This window comes from Streptomyces sp. NPDC051214 (genome assembly GCF_040682375.1).
Taxonomy (GTDB): domain Bacteria; phylum Actinomycetota; class Actinomycetes; order Streptomycetales; family Streptomycetaceae; genus Streptomyces.
The window spans coordinates 284,708-303,645 of sequence record NZ_JBFBAT010000002.1 but is presented as its reverse complement, the minus strand read 5'-3'; the positions used below and the strand labels follow the sequence as shown (position 1 = coordinate 303,645).

Genomic DNA, 18,938 nt, shown 5'->3' with positions numbered 1-18,938 from the left:
GACAGCCACTGGAACCGACGGAACCACTGGACTTCATCGGCATCGGTCTTGGCCCCTTCAACCTCGGCCTCGCCTGCCTGACCGAACCCATCGACGAGCTCAGCGGCCTCTTCCTGGAGTCCAAGCCGGACTTCGAGTGGCACTCGGGCATGTTCCTGGAGGGCGCTCATCTCCAGACCCCGTTCATGTCGGACCTCGTCACCCTCGCGGACCCCACGTCCCCCTACTCCTTCCTCAACTACCTCAAGGAAGCGGGGCGGTTGTACTCCTTCTACATCCGCGAGAACTTCTATCCGCTGCGCACCGAGTACAACGACTACTGCCGCTGGGCCGCCGCGAAACTCTCGTCCGTCCGCTTCAGCACGACGGTGACCGAGGTGACGTACGAGGACGACCTGTACGTCGTCCACACCACGACCGGCGACACCTTCCGCGCCCGCCACCTCGTCCTCGGGACCGGCACCCCGCCGCACATCCCCGAGTCGTGCGCGGGCCTCGGCGGCGACTTCATCCACAACTCCCGCTATCTGCAGTCCAAGCAGGAGCTCCAGAAGAAGAAGTCGATCACGCTCGTCGGCAGCGGCCAGTCCGCCGCCGAGATCTACCACGACCTCCTGAGCGAGATCGACGTCCACGGCTACCAGCTCAACTGGGTCACGCGCTCCCCGCGCTTCTTCCCCCTGGAGTACACCAAGCTGACCCTGGAGATGACCTCCCCGGAGTACGTGGACTACTTCCACGCGCTGCCGGAAGCGACCCGCTACCGCCTCCAGGAACAGCAGAAGACGCTCTTCAAGGGCATCGACGGCGACCTGATCAACGAGATATTCGACCTGCTCTACCAGAAGAACCTCGGCGGCCCGGTGCCGACGCGGCTGCTCACCAACTCCTCGCTGCTGAGCGCGCGCCACGAGAACGGCACGTACACCCTCGGCCTGCACCAGGACGAGCAGGGCAAGGACTTCGAGCTGGAGTCCGAGGGCCTGATCCTGGCCACCGGCTACCAGTACGTCACGCCCGACTTCCTGGAGCCCGTGCGCGACCGCATCCGCTGGGACGGCCGCGGCCGCTTCGACGTCGCCCGCAACTACTCCATCGACACCACGGGCCGCGGCATCTTCCTGCAGAACGGCGCCGTGCACACCCACTCGCTGACCAGCCCCGACCTGGGCATGGGCCCGTACCGCAACGCGTACATCATCGGTGAGCTGCTCGGCGCCGAGTACTACCCCGTCGAGAAGTCCATCGCGTTCCAGGAGTTCGCCGTATGAACAACCCGAGCACGAATCCAGACCTCACCCTGCGCCCCCTCGACCCCCTGAAGGACGCCGAGCTCCTGCACGGCTGGGTCACCCACCCCAAGGCCTCGTTCTGGATGATGCAGGACGCGACGCTGCCGGACGTCGAGCGCGAGTACATGGCCATCGCCGCCCACGAGCACCACGACGCGTTCATCGGCCTGCACAAAGGCGTCCCCGCCTTCCTGATGGAGCGCTACGACCCCCGGTACGTCGAGCTCGTCGGCCTCTACGAGCCGCAGCCCGGCGACGTGGGCATGCACTTCCTGACCGCGCCCTCCGACGTCCGCATCCCCGGCTTCACCCGGGACGTGATCACCAAGGTCATGGCGACGCTCTTCGAGGACCCGGCGACCGAGCGCGTCGTGGTCGAGCCCGACGTCGACAACAAGGCCGTGCACGCCCTCAACGAAGCCGTCGGGTTCCGGCCGGCCGAGGTCATCCAGAAGCCGGAGAAGAAGGCCCTGCTGAGCTTCTGCACCCGGGAACAGTTCGACACAGCAGTACGCGAAAGGGAAACGGCGATATGACCCTGTCCGACGCAACGGCGCACCTCTCCCCCGAGCGCTGGGAGCAGGCCAACCGCCTCCTCATCCGCAAAGCCATCGCCGAGTTCTCCCACGAGCGGCTCTTCACCCCGGAGCCACTGGGCGAGGACAAATACGTCATCCGCAGCGACGACGCCCTGACCCGCTACCGCTTCACCGCCAAGCGGCTGCGCCTGGACCACTGGCAGGTCGACGCCGACTCGATCTCCCGGCACCGCGACGGCACCGAACTCCCGCTGAACGCACTCGACTTCTTCATCGAGCTGCGTACGGCGCTCGGCCTGAGCGACGAGATCCTGCCGGTCTACCTGGAGGAGATCTCCTCCACCCTCTCCGGCACCTGCTACAAGCTCACCAAGCCCGCGATCCCGGCCGCCGAGCTCTCCCGCTCCGGCTTCCAGGAGATCGAGACGGGCATGACCGAGGGCCACCCCTGCTTCGTCGCCAACAACGGCCGGCTCGGCTTCGGCGTCCACGAGTACCTCTCGTACGCCCCCGAGACCGCGAGCCCCGTACGGCTCGTGTGGCTGGCCGCGAGCAAGGAGCGGGCCGCGTTCACGGCGGGCGCCGGTATCGAGTACGAGTCGTTCCTGCGGGCCGAGCTGGGCCAGGAGACCCTGGACCGCTTCGACCGCAAACTGCGTGAGCAGGGCCTTGGCCCGGACGACTACCTGTTGATCCCGGCGCACCCCTGGCAGTGGTGGAACAAGCTGTCGGTGACCTTCGCGGCGGAGGTCGCGCAGCGGCACCTGGTGTGCCTGGGCGAGGGCGACGACGAGTACCTGGCCCAGCAGTCGATCCGTACGTTCTTCAACCAGAGCGACCCGGCCAAGCACTACGTCAAAACGGCCCTCTCGGTCATCAACATGGGCTTCATGCGCGGGCTCTCGGCCGCGTACATGGAGGCGACCCCGGCGATCAACGACTGGCTCGCGAACCTCATCGACACCGACGAGACCCTGAAGTCGACCGGCCTGACGATCATCCGCGAGCGCGCGGCCGTCGGCTATCGCCACCTGGAGTACGAGGCCGCCACCGACCGCTACTCCCCGTACCGCAAGATGCTCGCGGCCCTGTGGCGCGAGAGCCCCGTGCCGTCCCTCGCGGAGGGCGAGCAACTGGCCACGATGGCCTCGCTGCTCCACACCGACCTGGAGGGCGCGTCCTTCGCGGGCGCCCTCATCGAGCGCTCCGGGCTCACCCCCGCCGAGTGGCTGCGCGGCTACCTGCACGCCTACCTGACGCCGCTCCTGCACAGCTTCTACATGTACGACCTCGTCTACATGCCGCACGGCGAGAACGTCATCCTGGTCCTCAAGGACGGCGTCGTACAGCGGGCGATCTTCAAGGACATCGCCGAGGAGATCGCGGTCATGGACCCGGACGCGGTCCTTCCGCCCGCGGTCGAGCGGCTGCGGGTCGAGGTCCCCGACGACCAGAAACTCCTGTCGATCTTCACGGACGTCTTCGACTGCTTCCTGCGCTTCCTGTCGGCGAACCTCGTCACCGAGGGCCTGGTCGACGAGGAGACGTTCTGGGGCGCCGTCGCCGAGTGCGTGACGACGTACCAGGAGGCCACACCCCAGCTGGCCGACAAGTTCAAGCAGTACGACATGTTCGCCCCGGAGTTCGCGCGCTCCTGCCTGAACCGGCTCCAGCTGCGGGACAACGAACAGATGGTGGACCTCGCCGACCCGGCGGGCGCGCTCCAGTTGGTCGGGACGCTGAAGAACCCGATCGCGTAGACACACCCTCATAAGCCGAGTGGGCTCCCGGGACGGTCCCCAGGAGCCCGCTCTCATCGGCCTACGTGATCACTTGCCGGGCCAGGGCACCTCGGGGGCCTTGTAGTAGTCCATGCCCATCGCGTCCCAGCGCGGCCCCTGCCGGGCGAGCCGCACCTTGTACGTGTCCCAGTCGTGCGTCGAGGCGGGCGACCAGCCGAGCTCGGCGATGCCGGGCAGGCGCGGGAACGCCATGAACTCGATGTGCTGCGAGGTCGAGAGCGTCTCCGACCACAGCGGCGCCTCGACGCCCAGGATCGAGTCGGCGGGCGCGCCCTTCAGGTACGTCGCCGGGTCCCAGTCGTAGCTGCGCTGCACCGAGACCAGGCCCGCCCAGGAGAGGCCGAGCGGGGTGTCCTTGTTGTACTTCATGTCGAGGTAGGAGCGGTCGGCCGGCGAGAGGAGCAGCTTGGTGCCGTTCTTCGCGGCGTTCACGACCTGCTCGCGCTCGGCGGCGCCGGTGGCGTCATAACCCCAGTACTGCGCGACGGCGCCCTTGGCGGGCGTCGCGCCGGTCAGCTGATGCCAGCCCATGACGGTCTTGCCGTACTTGGCGACCACCGGCTGCACCTTGTTCATGAACTCCACGTAGTCCTCGTGGCTCGTGGAGTGCGCCTCGTCGCCGCCGATGTGGATGTACTTGCCGGGGGTCAGCGCGGCGATCTCGCGGATGACGTCGTCCACGAAGTCGTACGTGACGGCCTTCTTGGCGCACAGCGAGCTGAAGCCGACCTCGGTGCCGGTGTAGAGCGGGGGCGCGACGCCGTCGCAGTTCAGCTCGGCGTACGAGGCGAGGGCCGCGTTCGTGTGGCCCGGCATGTCGATCTCGGGGACCACCTCGAGCTGCCGCGACGCCGCGTACCGGACGATGTCCTTGTACTGGGCCTTCGTGTAGTAGCCGCCCTTGCCGCCGCCGACCTGCGTGGAGCCGCCGTACGTCGCGAGCCTGGGCCAGGAGTCGATGGCGATGCGCCAGCCCTGATCGTCGCTCAGGTGCAGGTGCAGCTTGTTGACCTTGTAGAGCGACATCTGGTCGATGTAGCGCTTGACCTTGTCGACCGAGAAGAAGTGCCGCGACACGTCGAGCATCGCGCTGCGGTGCGCATAGCGGGGCGCGTCCTTGATGGTGCCGCCCGCGACCAGCCAGGGGCCCTTCTGCTTCGTCTTCTTCTCGGCGGCCGCCGGCAGTTGCTGCCGCAGCGTCTGCACGCCGTAGAAGAGCCCGGCGGGCTTGCGGGCCGTGATGGTGAGCGAGCCCCTCTTGGACTCGAGCCGGTAGCCCTCGTTGCCCAGGGACTTGTCCTTGGAGCTCAGCCGGAGCCGGATGCCGTCGCGGCCCTCGTCGTCGGTGACCTTGAGGGGGTAACCGGTGGCGGGGCGCAGGGCGTCCGCCAGTTGGCCGCCGACCGCGCGCGCGTCACGTGAGTCGTCGACCCGGATGCGGGTCTTCGCGGTGATCTCGTACGGGGATCCGCCCGGGTCGGCGGACGCGGGGGCCGGGATCACCTGGCCGAGCGGGGTCGGCGTGCCGGCGGCGGCCGCCTCCCGCGCCGCGCTGTCACCTACGGGCGCGGCGGCCACGGAGGAGAGGCCGGCCGCGGCGACGAGCAGCAACGAGCCGAACAGACGGGTCGATCTTTGGTGCTGTCTCACGAGCGGGTCCCTTCGACGGGCCATCACTGTGGTGCATCGCAATCGAACGGTCACCATGGGTACCTTGCGCCCCGGGGTGGGTCAAGGGTGTAGACCACTTCGGCCGCCCGCCAATGGAAGAATCCTCCCATGGCGGAAATCATCCAGCGCGACGGGACCTGGACCTTCGACGGAGAGACGCTGCGCCTGGTGCCGGGGCGCGACAAGAACGTGTCTCTGCTGCGCAAGACGCTGGGAGAACTGGCCGTGCCGCTGGGCGCGTTGGCGGGCATCGCCTTCGAACAGGGCAAGAAGTCGGGGCGGCTGAGGCTGCGGCTGCGGGACGGCGCGGACCCGTTGCTGCAGGCTGCGGGGGGCAAACTCGGGGACGCCGCCGACCCGTACCAGCTCGCGGTGGACTCGGACCGGTACGGGGTCGCGGAGTACGTCGTGGACGAGGTCCGCAACGCGCTGCTGCTCGAGCAGGTGCCGACCGTGCCCTGCGACAGCTATCTGCTGCCGGGCCCCCCGGTGCCGCTGTCGGTGTCGGCGGGGGACGGCACGGCGAGCTTCGACGGCGAGACCATCCGCCTGGAGTGGAACTGGAAGACGGAGGAGGCGAAGTCGGCGTCCGGTACGCGCACGCTGTCCCTCTCCGAGGTCGCGGGGGTGGAGTGGCAGCCCGCGGTGGGCCTGGAGAACGGCTACCTCCGCTTCACCGTCCGGCACGCGCCGACCAAGGCCCCGCCGAAGTACGACCCGAACTCGGTCGAGCTGTGGGGCTTCAAGAAGGACCCGCTGATGGCGCTGGTCGCCGCCGCCGTGCAGGTGCGGTTGCCTCATCCGGCGGCTTCGGCAGAGCCCTCGGAGGCTCCTCCTGCCCTGGCTGCGCCTGCCGTGCCCTCGGCCGCCCCGGCGGAGGACGATCACGACGCGTTGCTGCGGCGGCTCCGTGAGCTGGGAGAGCTTCACCAGGCCGGGATACTCACGGACGAGGAGTTCTCCCTCGCCAAGCAGGCGATCCTGAAACGCATGTGAGCCGTCGGGGCCAGTTTTCGACGCGCCCCTGCCCGGAATCGGGCAGGATTGTTGCACGCGCAGGGCTCTTCCTTCAGGATCAACGAATGCACGACGACCTGGTGGATCACCTGACCCGCAGCACCCCGCTCCAGCGGGGCGAAGCACTGCGGGTCATCCAGGACGTGCTCGCCTACTTCGACGAGACGACCGAAGACTTCGTCCGTCGCCGCCACCGCGAACTGCAAGGTCAGGGCCTGCTGAACGCGGCGATCTTCGAACAGATCTCGGCGGATCTCACATACCGCGCGGTCGCGCCGCCCGAGCTCACCCTCCGGCAGCTGCGTCGCATCATCTACGGCTAGGACACCCTCTATGTGCGGAATCGTCGGTTATATCGGCAAGCGTGACGTGGCCCCCCTCCTCCTCGAAGGCCTCCAGCGCCTGGAGTACCGCGGCTACGACTCCGCGGGCGTCGTCATCACCAGCCCCAAGGCCACCGGCCTGAAGATGGTCAAGGCCAAGGGCCGCGTCCGTGACCTCGAGGCGAAGGTGCCCGCCCGCTTCAAGGGCACCACCGGCATCGCCCACACCCGCTGGGCCACCCACGGCGCCCCGTCCGACGAGAACGCCCACCCGCACATGTCGGGCGACAACAAGGTCGCCGTCGTCCACAACGGCATCATCGACAACGCCTCCGAGCTGCGCGCCAAGCTCACCGCCGACGGAGTCGAGTTCCTCTCCGAGACGGACACCGAGGTCCTCACCCACCTCATCGCCCGCGCCCAGGCGGACAAGCTGGAGGACAAGGTCCGCGAGGCCCTGCGCCACGTCGAGGGCACGTACGGCATCGCCGTCCTGCACGCCGACTTCAACGACCGCATCGTCGTCGCCCGCAACGGCTCCCCCGTGGTCCTCGGCATCGGCGAGAAGGAGATGTTCGTCGCCTCGGACGTCGCCGCGCTCGTCTCGCACACCCGCCAGGTCGTCACCCTCGACGACGGCGAGATGGCCACCATCAAGGCCGACGACTACCGCACGTACACCACCGAGGGCTCCCGCACGACCGCCTCGCCGACCACCGTGGAGTGGGAGGCCGAGTCGTACGACATGGGCGGCCACGACACGTACATGCACAAGGAGATCTTCGAGCAGCCCGACGCCGTGGACCGCGTCCTGCGCGGCCGCATCGACGACCGCTTCTCCACCGTGCACCTCGGCGGCCTGAACCTGGACGCGCACGACGCCCGCAAGGTGCGCCGCGTCAAGATCCTCGGCTGCGGCACCTCGTACCACGCGGGCATGATCGGCGCCCAGATGATCGAGGAGCTGGCCCGCATCCCCGCCGACGCGGAGCCCGCGTCCGAGTTCCGCTACCGCAACGCGGTCGTGGACCCCGACACCCTCTACATCGCGGTCTCCCAGTCCGGCGAGACGTACGACGTGCTTGCCGCCGTCCAGGAGCTGAAGCGCAAGGGCGCCCGCGTCCTCGGCGTCGTGAACGTCGTCGGCTCGGCGATCGCCCGTGAGGCCGACGCGGGCGTCTACGTCCACGCTGGCCCGGAGGTCTGCGTGGTCTCCACCAAGTGCTTCACGAACACCACGGTCGCCTTCGGCCTGCTCGCCCTGCACCTGGGCCGCATCCGTGACCTGTCGGTCTCCGACGGCAAGCGGATCATCGAGGGCCTGCGCAAGCTGCCCGGCCAGATCTCGGAGATCCTCAAGCAGGAGGACGAGATCAAGAAGATCGCCAAGCAGTACGCGGACGCCCGTTCGATGCTCTTCATCGGGCGCGTACGCGGCTACCCCGTCGCCCGCGAGGCCTCCCTCAAGCTCAAGGAGGTCTCGTACATCCACGCCGAGGCCTACCCCGCCTCCGAGCTCAAGCACGGCCCCCTCGCGCTCATCGAGCCCGCGCTCCCCACGGTCGCGATCGTCCCGAACGACGACCTCCTGGAGAAGAACCGCGCCGCCCTGGAGGAGATCAAGGCCCGCAGCGGCAAGATCCTCGCGGTCGCGCACCAGGAGCAGGAGAAGGCCGACCAGACGATCCTCGTCCCGAAGAACGAGGACGAGCTTGACCCGATCCTGATGGGCATCCCGCTCCAACTCCTCGCCTATCACACGGCGTTGGCCCTGGGCCGCGACATCGACAAGCCGCGCAACCTGGCCAAGTCGGTCACCGTCGAGTAGTCCCGCCGCGGGGCCATCGCACACCCGCACATGAACGACCCCTCGCGCGTGCCACCAAGCGTGCGAGGGGTCGTTCTTCAGGGGCCAGGGGCGCCCATTCCCCCGACCCACGCCTGCCCAAGCCGGTAGCCGTCACTCCCCGGTCGGCAGGGGGTCGTGCCCCTGTACGTACCCTTCACAGGGACGCAAAGCACCTCTACGCGCGAGTAGATTTATCTACATAGCAAGGGAGTTGACGCCTCGCCACCCTCATCCCACCTGGGACGCAGAGCCGTTACGGGATGACCACGACGGGGCGTTGCGCACGGCGCGCGAGCCGGCCCGCGACCGAGCCGAAGATGCGCCCCACGATCCCGTGCGTCGATCCGACGACGATGGCGTCCGCGGAGTACTCCCGGCCGACCTCTTCGAGCTCGTGGCAGATGTCGCCGCCGCGCTCGACCAGGATCCACGGCACCTCGGCCAGGTAGTCCGCACAGGCCAGCTCCAGACCGAGCACTTCGGTGCGGTGATCCGGCACGTCGACGAAGACCGGGGGCTCGCAGCCCGCCCACACCGTGGTGGGGAGCCGGTTGGCGACATGCACGATGATCAGGCCCGAGCCCGAGCGATGGGCCATCCCGATCGCGTACGAGAGAGCGCGTTCACTGGAGGTCGAGCCGTCGAATCCGACGACGACCCCGTGCCGGAAGGCCGGATCGCAGGAATGACGTGGTTGTTCCGCCGCCTGGGGGGTCGCCGTGGAATCGGCGACCTGCCGCTTGCGGTCCGCTGGTTCGGAGAATTCGTGACCGGCCATGGGTGTCTCGGCGAAGGAGTCCTCTGTGGGAGGGTCGGCTCTGTTCGGGTCGTGCGACGCGGTGTGGAGCGGATCGGACAAGTGCGGACAAGATCGGGCAGGGACGAGGAGGGGCGGCGACCACCGGAGCTGTGTCCGGGAATCATCTTCCCCAACCCATACCCCCAAGGGTACGGCGACACTCCTCTCCTGCCCAGAGCTCGCTACCGGCCCTGCGGGAGCCTCACGGCGTTCACCGGAGCATGCATGAGCGGCGCCCGTATGGCAATGGTTGCTGCCTTGTACAGGCGGTTTGGGCACCCACGCGGGGGGCTGTCGTCGGCCACAAGGATCACGCCAGTGACCGGCCGCGCGACCACGCGTTGAACCTCGGTACGCCACCGCCACAGGGAGCCCGCCGTGCCTGGACCGCCGCCAGTGTCCTCACGCGTCACGACGACCTCACGAGCCACGACGCCCCCACGCGTCACGGCGCAGGGCCACCGGCGCCCACCCGAGGGGGCGCGTGAGCGCCCGCGCGGGGGCGTCCCGGCGCCGCGCGCCGATCAGACGCCGCCCACCCCCTTGCAGGACTCCGCGAGCGACGTCGTGCGCTGGGCGGCATTCAGCTGTGTCCTGGTTCCCGTCGTCCTCGTGGGGTACGGGACCTCGCTGGCGGGAGCCGCGGGCTCGGCCCTCGGCCTGCTCGCCGTGACAGGGGTCTGCCGGCTGCTTCTGCGGCAGTCCGAGCGGGGCGCGGCGCGGCTGGCCGACGAGCGGCGCGACGAGCCGGCGGACGAGCGTCGCGGGCGGCACGGACGGACGGCTCCGGGGGCGCGCAGGGGCGGTCGGCATGCTGGTGGGTCAGCGCCGGTGGACTGACCGATTCGCGCGCACCTACCCGTAACTTTTCAGCCAACTTCCTATGGCCATGCATTCCTTGGCCGAAGGGGCACTCAACCCCGGTCCCACCAGGGCTGAAAGGCATGCGGAGGGCGCCTGAACCCTACGGGGACCGGCCACGGAGCTGAGGCGCACTTCCCAGCAACGCCCGTGAGTGCAACGCTTCGTGATCGACTGCTTCACGCCAAGTTGCCATGTCGACATAGTGCCGGGTCCTTAACTGGTCACCCCGGCAGCACGGGACGCAGTAGATTCGATCATGACTGTATTACGGCGGGGGACTGGTGGAGGACCGAGGGGAAACGTGCAGGAGCGACAGGTCCGACAGGAACGCCAAGAGCGCCGAGAACGCAGGACACGCAGAGACAGAGCACGCCAAGAACAGGGAGCCGCGACGACCGAGGGGGGCTTAGCACCATGAGCCACGACTCCACTGCCGTGCAAGAAGCCGCGTCGCGGAAACTCTCCGGACGCCGCCGCAGGGAGATTGTCGCGGTGCTGCTGTTCAGCGGTGGCCCCATCTTCGAGAGTTCCATACCGCTCTCCGTGTTCGGGATCGACCGGCAGGACGCCGGGGTCCCCCGCTACCGGCTGCTTGTCTGCGCCGGTGAAGAGGGACCGCTGCGTACGACCGGGGGGCTCGAACTCACCGCGCCACATGGCCTGGAGGCGATAGGGCGTGCGGGCACCGTCGTGGTGCCGGCCTGGCGGTCGATCACCTCACCGCCGCCGCCGGAGGCCCTGGACGCGCTGCGCCGCGCGCACGAAGAGGGCGCCCGCATCGTGGGCCTGTGCACCGGGGCGTTCGTGCTCGCCGCGGCCGGTCTGCTCGACGGCCGTCCGGCGACCACGCACTGGATGTACGCACCGACGCTGGCCAAGCGATATCCGTCCGTCCACGTGGACCCACGTGAGCTCTTCGTCGACGACGGGGACGTGCTCACGAGCGCGGGGACCGCGGCCGGAATTGATCTGTGCCTGCACATCGTGCGCACGGATCATGGCAACGAGGCGGCGGGCGCGCTCGCCCGCAGGCTCGTCGTGCCTCCGCGCCGGGCCGGCGGCCAGGAGCGCTATCTCGACAGGTCTTTACCTGAGGAGATCGGCGCCGACCCGCTCGCCGAGGTCGTCGCCTGGGCCCTGGAGCATCTCCACGAGCAGTTCGACGTGGAGACCCTGGCCGCGCGCGCGTACATGAGCAGGCGCACCTTCGACCGCAGGTTCCGCTCGCTCACCGGGAGCGCTCCCCTGCAGTGGCTGATCACGCAGCGCGTGCTGCAGGCACAGCGGCTGCTCGAGACCTCCGACTACTCCGTCGACGAGGTCGCGGGCCGCTGCGGCTTCCGCTCGCCCGTGGCCCTGCGCGGCCACTTCCGGCGCCAGCTGGGCTCGTCGCCCGCCGCCTACCGGGCCGCTTACCGCGCCCGCAGGCCGCAGGGGGGTGAGCGGGCACTCCTTGAATCGGCGCCGCCCGTGCCCGCCACGGCGACGGTGAACGCGGAGAGCACGGGACCCGTGCCCTCGCAGACCCGGCGTACGGCGGCGGCGAGTGCCATCGGCCCGTCGGCCTCGCTGACCGCGGAGCCGGGGAAGCCGAACTCGGATGTGTACGCGCCAGGACGTCCGCCACTGCCCGGCCAGAGGAGTGCGCCGTAGGGTAAGACGCATGAACGATCGCATGGTGTGGATCGACTGCGAGATGACCGGGCTCTCGCTGACGGATGACGCACTTATCGAGGTGGCCGCACTGGTCACCGACTCGGAACTGAACGTGCTCGGCGAAGGTGTGGACATCGTGATCCGCCCGCCGGACGCGGCGCTGGAGACCATGCCCGAGGTGGTGCGCAAAATGCACACCACCTCGGGGCTCCTCGACGAGCTGGCAGCGGGCACGACGCTGGCGGACGCCGAGGAGCAGGTCCTGGCGTACGTACGTGAGCACGTCAAGGAGCCGCGGAAGGCGCCGCTCTGCGGCAACTCGGTCGGCACCGACCGCGGCTTCCTGCTGCGCGACATGGGGACGCTGGAGGAGTTCCTCCACTACCGCATCGTCGACGTGTCCTCCATCAAGGAGCTCGCCCGGCGGTGGTACCCCCGGGCCTACTTCAACAGCCCGGACAAGAACGGCAACCACCGGGCACTCGCGGACATCCGCGAGTCCATCGCCGAGCTGCGTTACTACCGCGAGGCGATCTTCGTGCCGCAGCCTGGACCGGACTCGGAAACCGCGAAGACGATCGCGGCGAAGTACGTGCTGCCCGCGGAGTAGCCCCCGCGACCGCCCCTCGTACGGGGTCCGGAATACGCGTGCGCGAGCACCCCTTCGGACCCTGTACACTTTTTCTCGGCCGGTCAGAAGAACGCAGGACGACCGGACATGGTGGGTGTAGCTCAGTTGGTAGAGCACCTGGTTGTGGTCCAGGTGGCCGCGGGTTCAAGTCCCGTCACTCACCCTGAATGATCAAGGCCCGGTCCGCGCAAGCGGACCGGGCCTTCTTCGTGTCTCGGTCTCACCCGCGGGCGCTCAGGACGACGCCCGCTGCACCAGTTCCGTGGGCAGGACCAGCTGGCGGTGATCCAGGCGGCGGGCCGATGCCGGGCGGTCGTCGGCGATCTCGGCGAGCAGCAGATCGATCATCGCGCGGCCCATCTCCTCGATCGGCTGGCGCACGCTCGTCAGGGGCGGGTCCATGTGGCGGGCGATCGCCGAGTCGTCGAAGCCGACCAGCGCCACGTCGTCGGGTATGCGGCGCCCGGCCTCGCGCAGGACCTGGCGGGCGCCGGCCGCCATCACGTCGGAGCCCGCGAAGACCGCGTCCACGTCCGGGAAGGCCGCGAGCAGCTCCGTCATCGCCCTGCGGCCGCCCTCCTCCGTGAAATCGCCCGGCGCGATCAGCCGCTCGTCCACGGGCCGGCCCGCGTCCGACAGCGCCGCGCGGTAGCCGTCGAGGCGGCGCTGGGCGCCGTAGACGTCCAGGCGGCCCGTGATGGTGGCTATCCGCGTGCGGCCGCGCGACAGGAGGTGTTCGACCGCGGAGTGCGCCCCGGCGAAGTTGTCGGAGTCGACCGAGGGCAGCTGCTCGTCCGCCGAGCGGCGGCCGCTGATCACCGCGGGGATCTCCAGCTGGGCAAGGAGGTCCGGCAGCGGGTCGTCGGCGTGCACCGAGACGAGCAGGACTCCGTCGACGCGGTGGGCCGCGAGGTACTGGGCCAGGCGCTGGCGCCTGCGGTCGTTCCCGGCGAAGATCAGCAGGAGCTGCATCTCCGTCTCGCTGAGCTCCGCGCCGACCCCGCGCAGGACGTCGGAGAAGTACGGCTCGGCGAAGAAGCGGGTCTCGGGCTCGGGCACGACCAGGGCGATGGCGTCGGTGCGGTTGGCGGCCAGGGCGCGGGCCGCCGTGTTCGGGACGTAACCGAGCTCGGCGACGGCGGCCTCGACGGCCGTCCGGGTCGCCTCGCTCACCCGCGGCGAGCCGTTGATCACCCGGGAGACCGTCCCGCGGCCCACTCCCGCCCTCGCGGCGACCTCCTCGAGGGTCGGTCGTCCGCCGCTGCGGCCGCGCGGTCCGTGAGCTGGCATTGTCCGCCTCCCGTCGCACTTCCCCCGGGCGAGGAATGTAGAGGAATGTAACAGCCTGATCTTCGCCGATCGGATCGGCTGCTCGTGCGGGCCTTCTCGTAACAGCCCGATAACTGAAGACATATCTCTATGTCCGGTCCCTTGACACCCCCGCTCCGAGCCACGACTCTTCAACTCATCACTTGTGGGAGCGCTCCCACAGTACCTGACACGTACACATCCCGCACGTTCCCCGCCCGAGCCGAAGAGTCAAGCAACGGGGCAAGAAGTGCAGTTGGCCGGGGGGTCGGCACGTCAGGCAACAGGAGGACGTAATGCGCACGAGTTCCCGCCGACCCGGTCGGCTGGTGGCCTTCGCGGCCGTGACCGCGCTGGCCGGCAGCCTGCTGGCCGGTTGTTCCAGCGATGACGACAGCAGCTCGGAGGGCGGCGACGGCAAGGTCACGCTCAATGTGGGCACGTTCGGTGTGCTTGGTCTGAAGCAGGCCGGTCTCTACGCCGAGTACGAGAAGTCGCACCCGAACATCAAGATCAAAGAGAACGTCATCGAGCGGAACGACGCCTACTATCCGAAGCTCCTCACCCAGCTGCAGTCCGGCGCGGGTGTCAATGACGTCGCCGCCATCGAGGTCAGCAACATCACCGAGGTCGTGCAGACCCAGGGTGCCAAGTTCGAGGACCTGAGCAAGGCCGAGGGCGTGGACAAGTCCACCTACCTCGACTGGAAGTGGAAGCAGGCCACGACCGAGGACGGCAAGACGATCGGCCTCGGCGTCGACATCGGCCCGACGGCGCTCTGTTACCGCAAGGACCTCTTCAAGAAGGCCGGTCTGCCCACCGATCGCGAGGAACTCGCCAAGGAGTGGTCCGGCGACTGGGACAAGTACGTCGCGCTCGGCGAGAAGTACATGAAGAAGGCGCCGAAGGACACCAAGTTCGTCGACTCCGCGTCCAGCGTGTATAACGCGGTCTTCGCCGGTGCCACCGAGCGGTACTACGACAAGAGCGGCAAGGAGATCTACGAGAAGAGCCAGGGCCGCAAGGACGCCTGGGACGCGGCGATGAAGGTCGCGCAGGGCGACATGTCGTCCAAGCTCAAGCAGTTCGACCCGACGTGGGACCAGGGCTTCGCCAACGCCAAGTTCGCCACGGTGGCCTGCCCCGCGTGGATGGCCGGCTACATCCAGGAGAAGACGGGCCCGGAGGGCAAGGGCCAGTGGGACATGGCCAAGGCGCCCACCGACGGCAACTGGGGCGGCACCTTCCTCGGCGTGCCGAGCGCGGGCAAGCACAAGAAGGAGGCGACCGAGCTCGCCGTCTGGCTGACGCAGCCCGAGCAGCTCGCCAAGGTCTTCGCCAAGCAGGCCAGCTTCCCCTCCACCCCGTCGGCGTACGACACGCTGAAGCCGTCCCCGGCGACCAAGGCGTACTTCAATGACGCGCCCATCACGGAGATCTTCGCCGACATCGCGAAGAACACCCCCTCGGCCATCTACGGCCTGAAGGACGCCCAGATCGGCCAGTCCATCACGGACATCGGCGTGCTCCAGGTGGAGCAACAGGGCAAGTCTCCCGCGCAGGGCTGGGAAGCCGCGCAGAAGGAGATCAAGGATGTTCTGGGACAGTGACGCGCATGTCCGAGACCGCTGAGTACGCCGAGACCGCGTCCCCCGAAGAGGGGGGCGCGGCCCCGGCCGCGTCCGGGAGGCGCACGTCCTCCCCCACGTCCACGTGGCGCAGCCGCCTGTACCGCTGGGACATAAAGGCGTCGCCGTACGTCTTCGTCGCCCCGTTCTTCCTCTTCTTCGGTGCCTTCGGGCTCTTCCCGCTGCTCTACACGGGCTGGGCGTCGATGCACCGCCTGTCGCTGACCAATCTCGACGACAGCACGTGGATCGGCCTGGAGAACTACACCAACCTGCTGCAGAGCGAGTACTTCTGGAACGCGCTCGGCAACACCTTCACCATCGGCGTCATCTCCACCGTCCCGCAGCTCTGCGTCGCGCTCGGCATCGCGCACCTGCTCAACTACAAGTTGCGCGGCTCCACCCTGTGGCGCGTGGCGATGCTCGCCCCGTACGCCACGTCGGTGGCCAGTGCCTCGCTGGTCTTCACGCTGCTCTTCGCGTGGGACGGCGGCATGGTCAACTGGATCATCGGGTCGATCGGCGTGGACCCGATCAACTGGCGTGAGTCCTCGTGGGGTTCGCAGTTCGCGGTGTCGTCGATCGTCATCTGGCGGTGGACCGGTTACAACGCGCTGATCTATCTGGCGGCGATGCAGGCCGTGCCGCACGACCTGTACGAGTCGGCGTCCCTGGACGGTGCCTCGCGCTGGCAGCAGTTCCGGCACGTCACCATCCCGATGCTGCGGCCGACGATCCTGTTCACGGTGGTCGTGTCGACCATCGGGGCGACCCAGCTCTTCGGTGAGCCGCTGCTGTTCGGCGGCACCGCCGGTTCCAAGGGCGGCGCGGACCACCAGTTCCAGACCCTTGGCCTCTATCTGTACGACCAGGGCTGGATCAACGGCCATCTCGGCCGGGCCTCGGCTGTGGCCTGGCTGATGCTCGTGATCCTGCTGCTCATCGCCGCGGTCAATCTGCTGATCGCCCGACGTCTGAGGAAGGCCCAATGAAGTCCCGCACCTCGGGCCCGACGACGGACGTCGCGTCGGACCCGCCGACCGACGTGATCACCAGCCCGAAGGCCGCTCCCGCGCCGCGCCCGAAGTCGGGCCGCCCGCTGGGGCTCAAGGCCGGGCGCACGATGCACGCGGGTCCGTGGACCTACCTCGTGCTCGCGCTGTTCACGGCCGTGTCGCTGGCCCCGCTGATCTGGACGGCGATCGCGGCGTCCCGTACGAGCGGGCGGCTCGCCCAGACACCGCCGCCCCTGTGGTTCGGCGGGAACCTCTTCAAGAACCTGGAGCGGGCCTGGGAGGAGGCGAGCCTGGGTGACGCGATGCTGAACACCACGATCGTGGCGGGCAGCATCACCATCGGCACCGTCCTGTTCTCAACGATCGCCGGATTCGCCTTCGCCAAGCTGAAGTTCAAGTTCAGCGGCTTGCTCCTGCTGCTCACGATCGGCACGATGATGGTGCCGCCGCAGCTGAGTGTCGTACCGCTCTATTTGTGGGTCGCCGACCTGCAGTGGACCAATCAGCTCCAGGCGGTGATCCTGCCGACGTTCGTGAGCGCCTTCGGGGTGTTCTTCATGCGGCAGTACCTGCTGCAGGCGCTGCCGAGCGAGCTCATCGAGGCGGCGCGGATGGACGGGGCGAGCAGCCTGCGGATCATCTGGCACGTGGTGTTCCCGGCGGCACGGCCCGCGATGGCGGTGCTCGGCCTGCTGACGTTCGTGATGGCCTGGAACGACTTCCTGTGGCCGATCATCGCGCTGAACCAGTCGAACCCCACCGTGCAGGTGGCGCTCAACTCCCTTGGTACGGGCTACATCCCGGACCGGGCGGTGATCATGGCGGGTGCCCTGCTCGGCACCTTGCCGCTGCTCCTGGCGTTCATCCTCTTCGGCAAGCAGATCGTGAGCGGCATCATGCAGGGCGCCGTCAAGGGCTGAGGCCCGGCCGCCCGCCGAATCCTCCCTTCGCCAGGGCCGAGCCGCCGCCACCTCGGCCCTGGTCATCCGCCCAACCGCCCCACCCCTCTTCCCCCTTGTCCTTTTCCCGTTTCCCCCTTTCCATGGGAGCGCTTCCATGCCTGAATCCCTTGCCTTTCCGGCCGACTTCCTCTGGGGCGCCGCCACGTCCGCGTACCAGATCGAGGGCGCCGTACGTGAAGACGGCCGCACCCCATCCATCTGGGACACCTTCAGCCACACGCCCGGCAGGACGGCCGGCGGCGACACCGGTGATGTGGCCGTCGAGCACTACCACCGCTACCGCGACGACGTGGCGCTCATGGCGGACCTCGGCCTGAACGCCTACCGCTTCTCCGTCTCGTGGTCGCGGGTGCAGCCCACCGGACGCGGCCCCGCCGTCCAGCGCGGCCTCGACTTCTACCGGCGGCTCGTCGACGAGCTGCTCGCCAAGGGCATCAAGCCCGCCCTGACCCTCTACCACTGGGATCTGCCCCAGGAGCTGGAGGACGCGGGCGGCTGGCCCGCACGCGAGACCGCGTACCGGTTCGCCGAGTACGCGGGCTTCGTGGCCGAGGCGCTCGGTGACCGCGTCGAGTCCTGGATCACGCTCAACGAGCCGTGGTGCAGCGCCTTCCTCGGCTACGGCTCCGGCGTGCACGCGCCCGGCCGCACCGACCCGGCGGCCGCACTGCAGGCCGCGCACCACCTCAACCTCGCGCACGGCCTGGGCACCCAGGCGTTGCGGGCCGCGCTCCCGGCGCGCGCCCAGGTCGCGGTGAGCCTCAACTCCTCGGTGGTCAGGGCGGTTTCGGACAGCCCGGAGGACCAGGACGCCCGCCGCCGCATCGACAACCTCGCCAACGGCGTCTTCCACGGCCCGATGCTGCACGGCGCCTACCCGGCGGATCTCCTCACGGACACCGCCCGGATCACCGACTGGTCCTTCGTGCAGGACGGCGACCTGGCCGCCGCGCACCAGCCGCTGGACGCGCTCGGCCTGAACTACTACACGCCCGCGCTGGTCTCGGCCGCTCAGAACGACCCGGCGAACGCGCGCAACGACGGACACGGTGCCAGCGATCACTCGCCGTGGCCGGGATCCGACGACGTGGCCTTCCACCAGACGCCGGGCGACCGCACCGAGATGGGCTGGACCATCGACCCGACGGGCCTGCACGACCTGATCATGCGCTACTCCCGGGAGGCTCCTGGCCTGCCGCTGTACGTCACGGAGAACGGCGCGGCCTACGACGACAAGCCCGACCCGGAGGGCCGCGTCCACGACCCCGAGCGCATCGCCTATCTGCACGGGCACTTGGCCGCCGTGCGCCGGGCCATCACGGACGGCGCCGATGTCCGCGGCTACTACCTGTGGTCCCTGCTGGACAACTTCGAATGGTCCTACGGCTACAGCAAGCGCTTCGGCGCGGTGTACGTCGACTACGAGACGCAGGCCCGCACCCCCAAGTCCAGCGCCCACTGGTACGCGGGCATCGCGTCCAGCGGTGAGCTGCCGCGGGAGCACGTCGCGGGCTGACCCGCGGGGTGGGCGGCCCAAGGGGTCGGCGGCCCGAGGGGTCGGCAGCCCGAGGGGTCGAGTGG

Annotated in this window: 16 protein-coding genes and 1 tRNA gene; 14 read left to right on the top strand and 3 right to left on the bottom strand. The window is 68.9% G+C overall.

The window, feature by feature from the left end:
* Positions 1 to 35 precede the first annotated feature (35 nt).
* From AB0M70_RS05835 to AB0M70_RS05825, 3 genes are read left to right on the top strand one after another with little or no spacing between them, the layout of a single operon-like run.
* Positions 36 to 1,271, top strand: coding sequence for a SidA/IucD/PvdA family monooxygenase (locus tag AB0M70_RS05835; protein ID WP_365817566.1), 1,236 nt, complete (start codon positions 36 to 38; stop codon positions 1,269 to 1,271).
* The gene (locus AB0M70_RS05830) at positions 1,268 to 1,828 is read left to right on the top strand and encodes a GNAT family N-acetyltransferase (RefSeq protein WP_365816754.1); all 561 of its coding nucleotides are present in this window, start codon (positions 1,268 to 1,270) and stop codon (positions 1,826 to 1,828) included. The genes AB0M70_RS05835 and AB0M70_RS05830 overlap by 4 nt, the downstream gene beginning before the upstream one ends.
* Positions 1,825 to 3,591, top strand: a complete 1,767-nt coding sequence (locus AB0M70_RS05825; protein ID WP_365816752.1) for an IucA/IucC family siderophore biosynthesis protein — start codon at positions 1,825 to 1,827, stop codon at positions 3,589 to 3,591. Before AB0M70_RS05830 ends, AB0M70_RS05825 begins: the two co-directional genes overlap by 4 nt.
* A gap of 69 nt (positions 3,592 to 3,660) precedes the next feature.
* Here AB0M70_RS05825 and AB0M70_RS05820 read toward each other — a convergent pair whose 3' ends face one another.
* The gene (locus AB0M70_RS05820) at positions 3,661 to 5,283 is read right to left on the bottom strand and encodes a beta-N-acetylhexosaminidase (RefSeq protein WP_365816750.1); all 1,623 of its coding nucleotides are present in this window, start codon (positions 5,281 to 5,283) and stop codon (positions 3,661 to 3,663) included.
* Positions 5,284 to 5,412: 129 nt separating this feature from the next.
* Between AB0M70_RS05820 and AB0M70_RS05815 the strand changes: the two genes are divergently transcribed.
* The 3 genes from AB0M70_RS05815 (at position 5,413) to glmS (ending at position 8,472) form a co-directional block, all read left to right on the top strand.
* Positions 5,413 to 6,300 (top strand): DUF4429 domain-containing protein, encoded by an 888-nt coding sequence (locus AB0M70_RS05815; protein ID WP_365816748.1) that lies wholly within the window; start codon positions 5,413 to 5,415, stop codon positions 6,298 to 6,300.
* Between the two features lie 86 nt (positions 6,301 to 6,386).
* Positions 6,387 to 6,644 carry a hypothetical protein gene (locus AB0M70_RS05810; protein ID WP_363211334.1) on the top strand — a complete coding sequence of 86 codons (258 nt, stop codon included), beginning with the start codon at positions 6,387 to 6,389 and terminating at the stop codon, positions 6,642 to 6,644.
* 10 nt (positions 6,645 to 6,654) lie between these two features.
* Positions 6,655 to 8,472 (top strand): glutamine--fructose-6-phosphate transaminase (isomerizing), encoded by a 1,818-nt coding sequence (gene glmS / locus AB0M70_RS05805; protein ID WP_365816746.1) that lies wholly within the window; start codon positions 6,655 to 6,657, stop codon positions 8,470 to 8,472.
* A gap of 274 nt (positions 8,473 to 8,746) precedes the next feature.
* Here the strand turns inward: glmS and AB0M70_RS05800 are convergent, their stop codons facing one another.
* Entirely contained in the window at positions 8,747 to 9,271 is a 525-nt protein-coding gene (locus AB0M70_RS05800; protein WP_365817564.1) for a universal stress protein, read from the bottom strand.
* Between the two features lie 564 nt (positions 9,272 to 9,835).
* Between AB0M70_RS05800 and AB0M70_RS05795 the strand changes: the two genes are divergently transcribed.
* From AB0M70_RS05795 to AB0M70_RS05780, 4 genes are all read left to right on the top strand, one after another.
* The gene (locus AB0M70_RS05795; protein ID WP_365817562.1) at positions 9,836 to 10,132 is read left to right on the top strand and encodes a hypothetical protein; all 297 of its coding nucleotides are present in this window, start codon (positions 9,836 to 9,838) and stop codon (positions 10,130 to 10,132) included.
* Between the two features lie 438 nt (positions 10,133 to 10,570).
* Positions 10,571 to 11,809 carry a helix-turn-helix domain-containing protein gene (locus tag AB0M70_RS05790; RefSeq protein ID WP_365816743.1) on the top strand — a complete coding sequence of 413 codons (1,239 nt, stop codon included), beginning with the start codon at positions 10,571 to 10,573 and terminating at the stop codon, positions 11,807 to 11,809.
* 10 nt (positions 11,810 to 11,819) lie between these two features.
* Positions 11,820 to 12,422, top strand: coding sequence for an oligoribonuclease (gene orn / locus AB0M70_RS05785; RefSeq protein WP_365816740.1), 603 nt, complete (start codon positions 11,820 to 11,822; stop codon positions 12,420 to 12,422).
* Positions 12,423 to 12,533: 111 nt separating this feature from the next.
* Positions 12,534 to 12,606 (top strand) — tRNA-His (locus AB0M70_RS05780).
* A gap of 71 nt (positions 12,607 to 12,677) precedes the next feature.
* Here AB0M70_RS05780 and AB0M70_RS05775 read toward each other — a convergent pair.
* Complete coding sequence (locus AB0M70_RS05775) at positions 12,678 to 13,733, bottom strand: LacI family DNA-binding transcriptional regulator (RefSeq protein WP_365816738.1); 1,056 nt, start codon at positions 13,731 to 13,733, stop codon at positions 12,678 to 12,680.
* Positions 13,734 to 14,047: 314 nt separating this feature from the next.
* On the opposite strand from AB0M70_RS05775, the gene AB0M70_RS05770 reads away from it, so the two are divergent.
* The 4 genes from AB0M70_RS05770 (at position 14,048) to AB0M70_RS05755 (ending at position 18,873) form a co-directional block, all read left to right on the top strand.
* Positions 14,048 to 15,361, top strand: a complete 1,314-nt coding sequence (locus AB0M70_RS05770; protein ID WP_365816736.1) for an extracellular solute-binding protein — start codon at positions 14,048 to 14,050, stop codon at positions 15,359 to 15,361.
* 5 nt (positions 15,362 to 15,366) lie between these two features.
* On the top strand, positions 15,367 to 16,371 hold the full coding sequence (locus tag AB0M70_RS05765) for a sugar ABC transporter permease (protein WP_365816734.1): 1,005 nt from the start codon (positions 15,367 to 15,369) through the stop codon (positions 16,369 to 16,371).
* Between the two features lie 131 nt (positions 16,372 to 16,502).
* On the top strand, positions 16,503 to 17,315 hold the full coding sequence (locus AB0M70_RS05760) for a carbohydrate ABC transporter permease (protein ID WP_363211562.1): 813 nt from the start codon (positions 16,503 to 16,505) through the stop codon (positions 17,313 to 17,315).
* A 136-nt stretch (positions 17,316 to 17,451) separates the two neighbouring features.
* The gene (locus AB0M70_RS05755; RefSeq protein ID WP_365816732.1) at positions 17,452 to 18,873 is read left to right on the top strand and encodes a GH1 family beta-glucosidase; all 1,422 of its coding nucleotides are present in this window, start codon (positions 17,452 to 17,454) and stop codon (positions 18,871 to 18,873) included.
* Positions 18,874 to 18,938 lie beyond the last annotated feature (65 nt).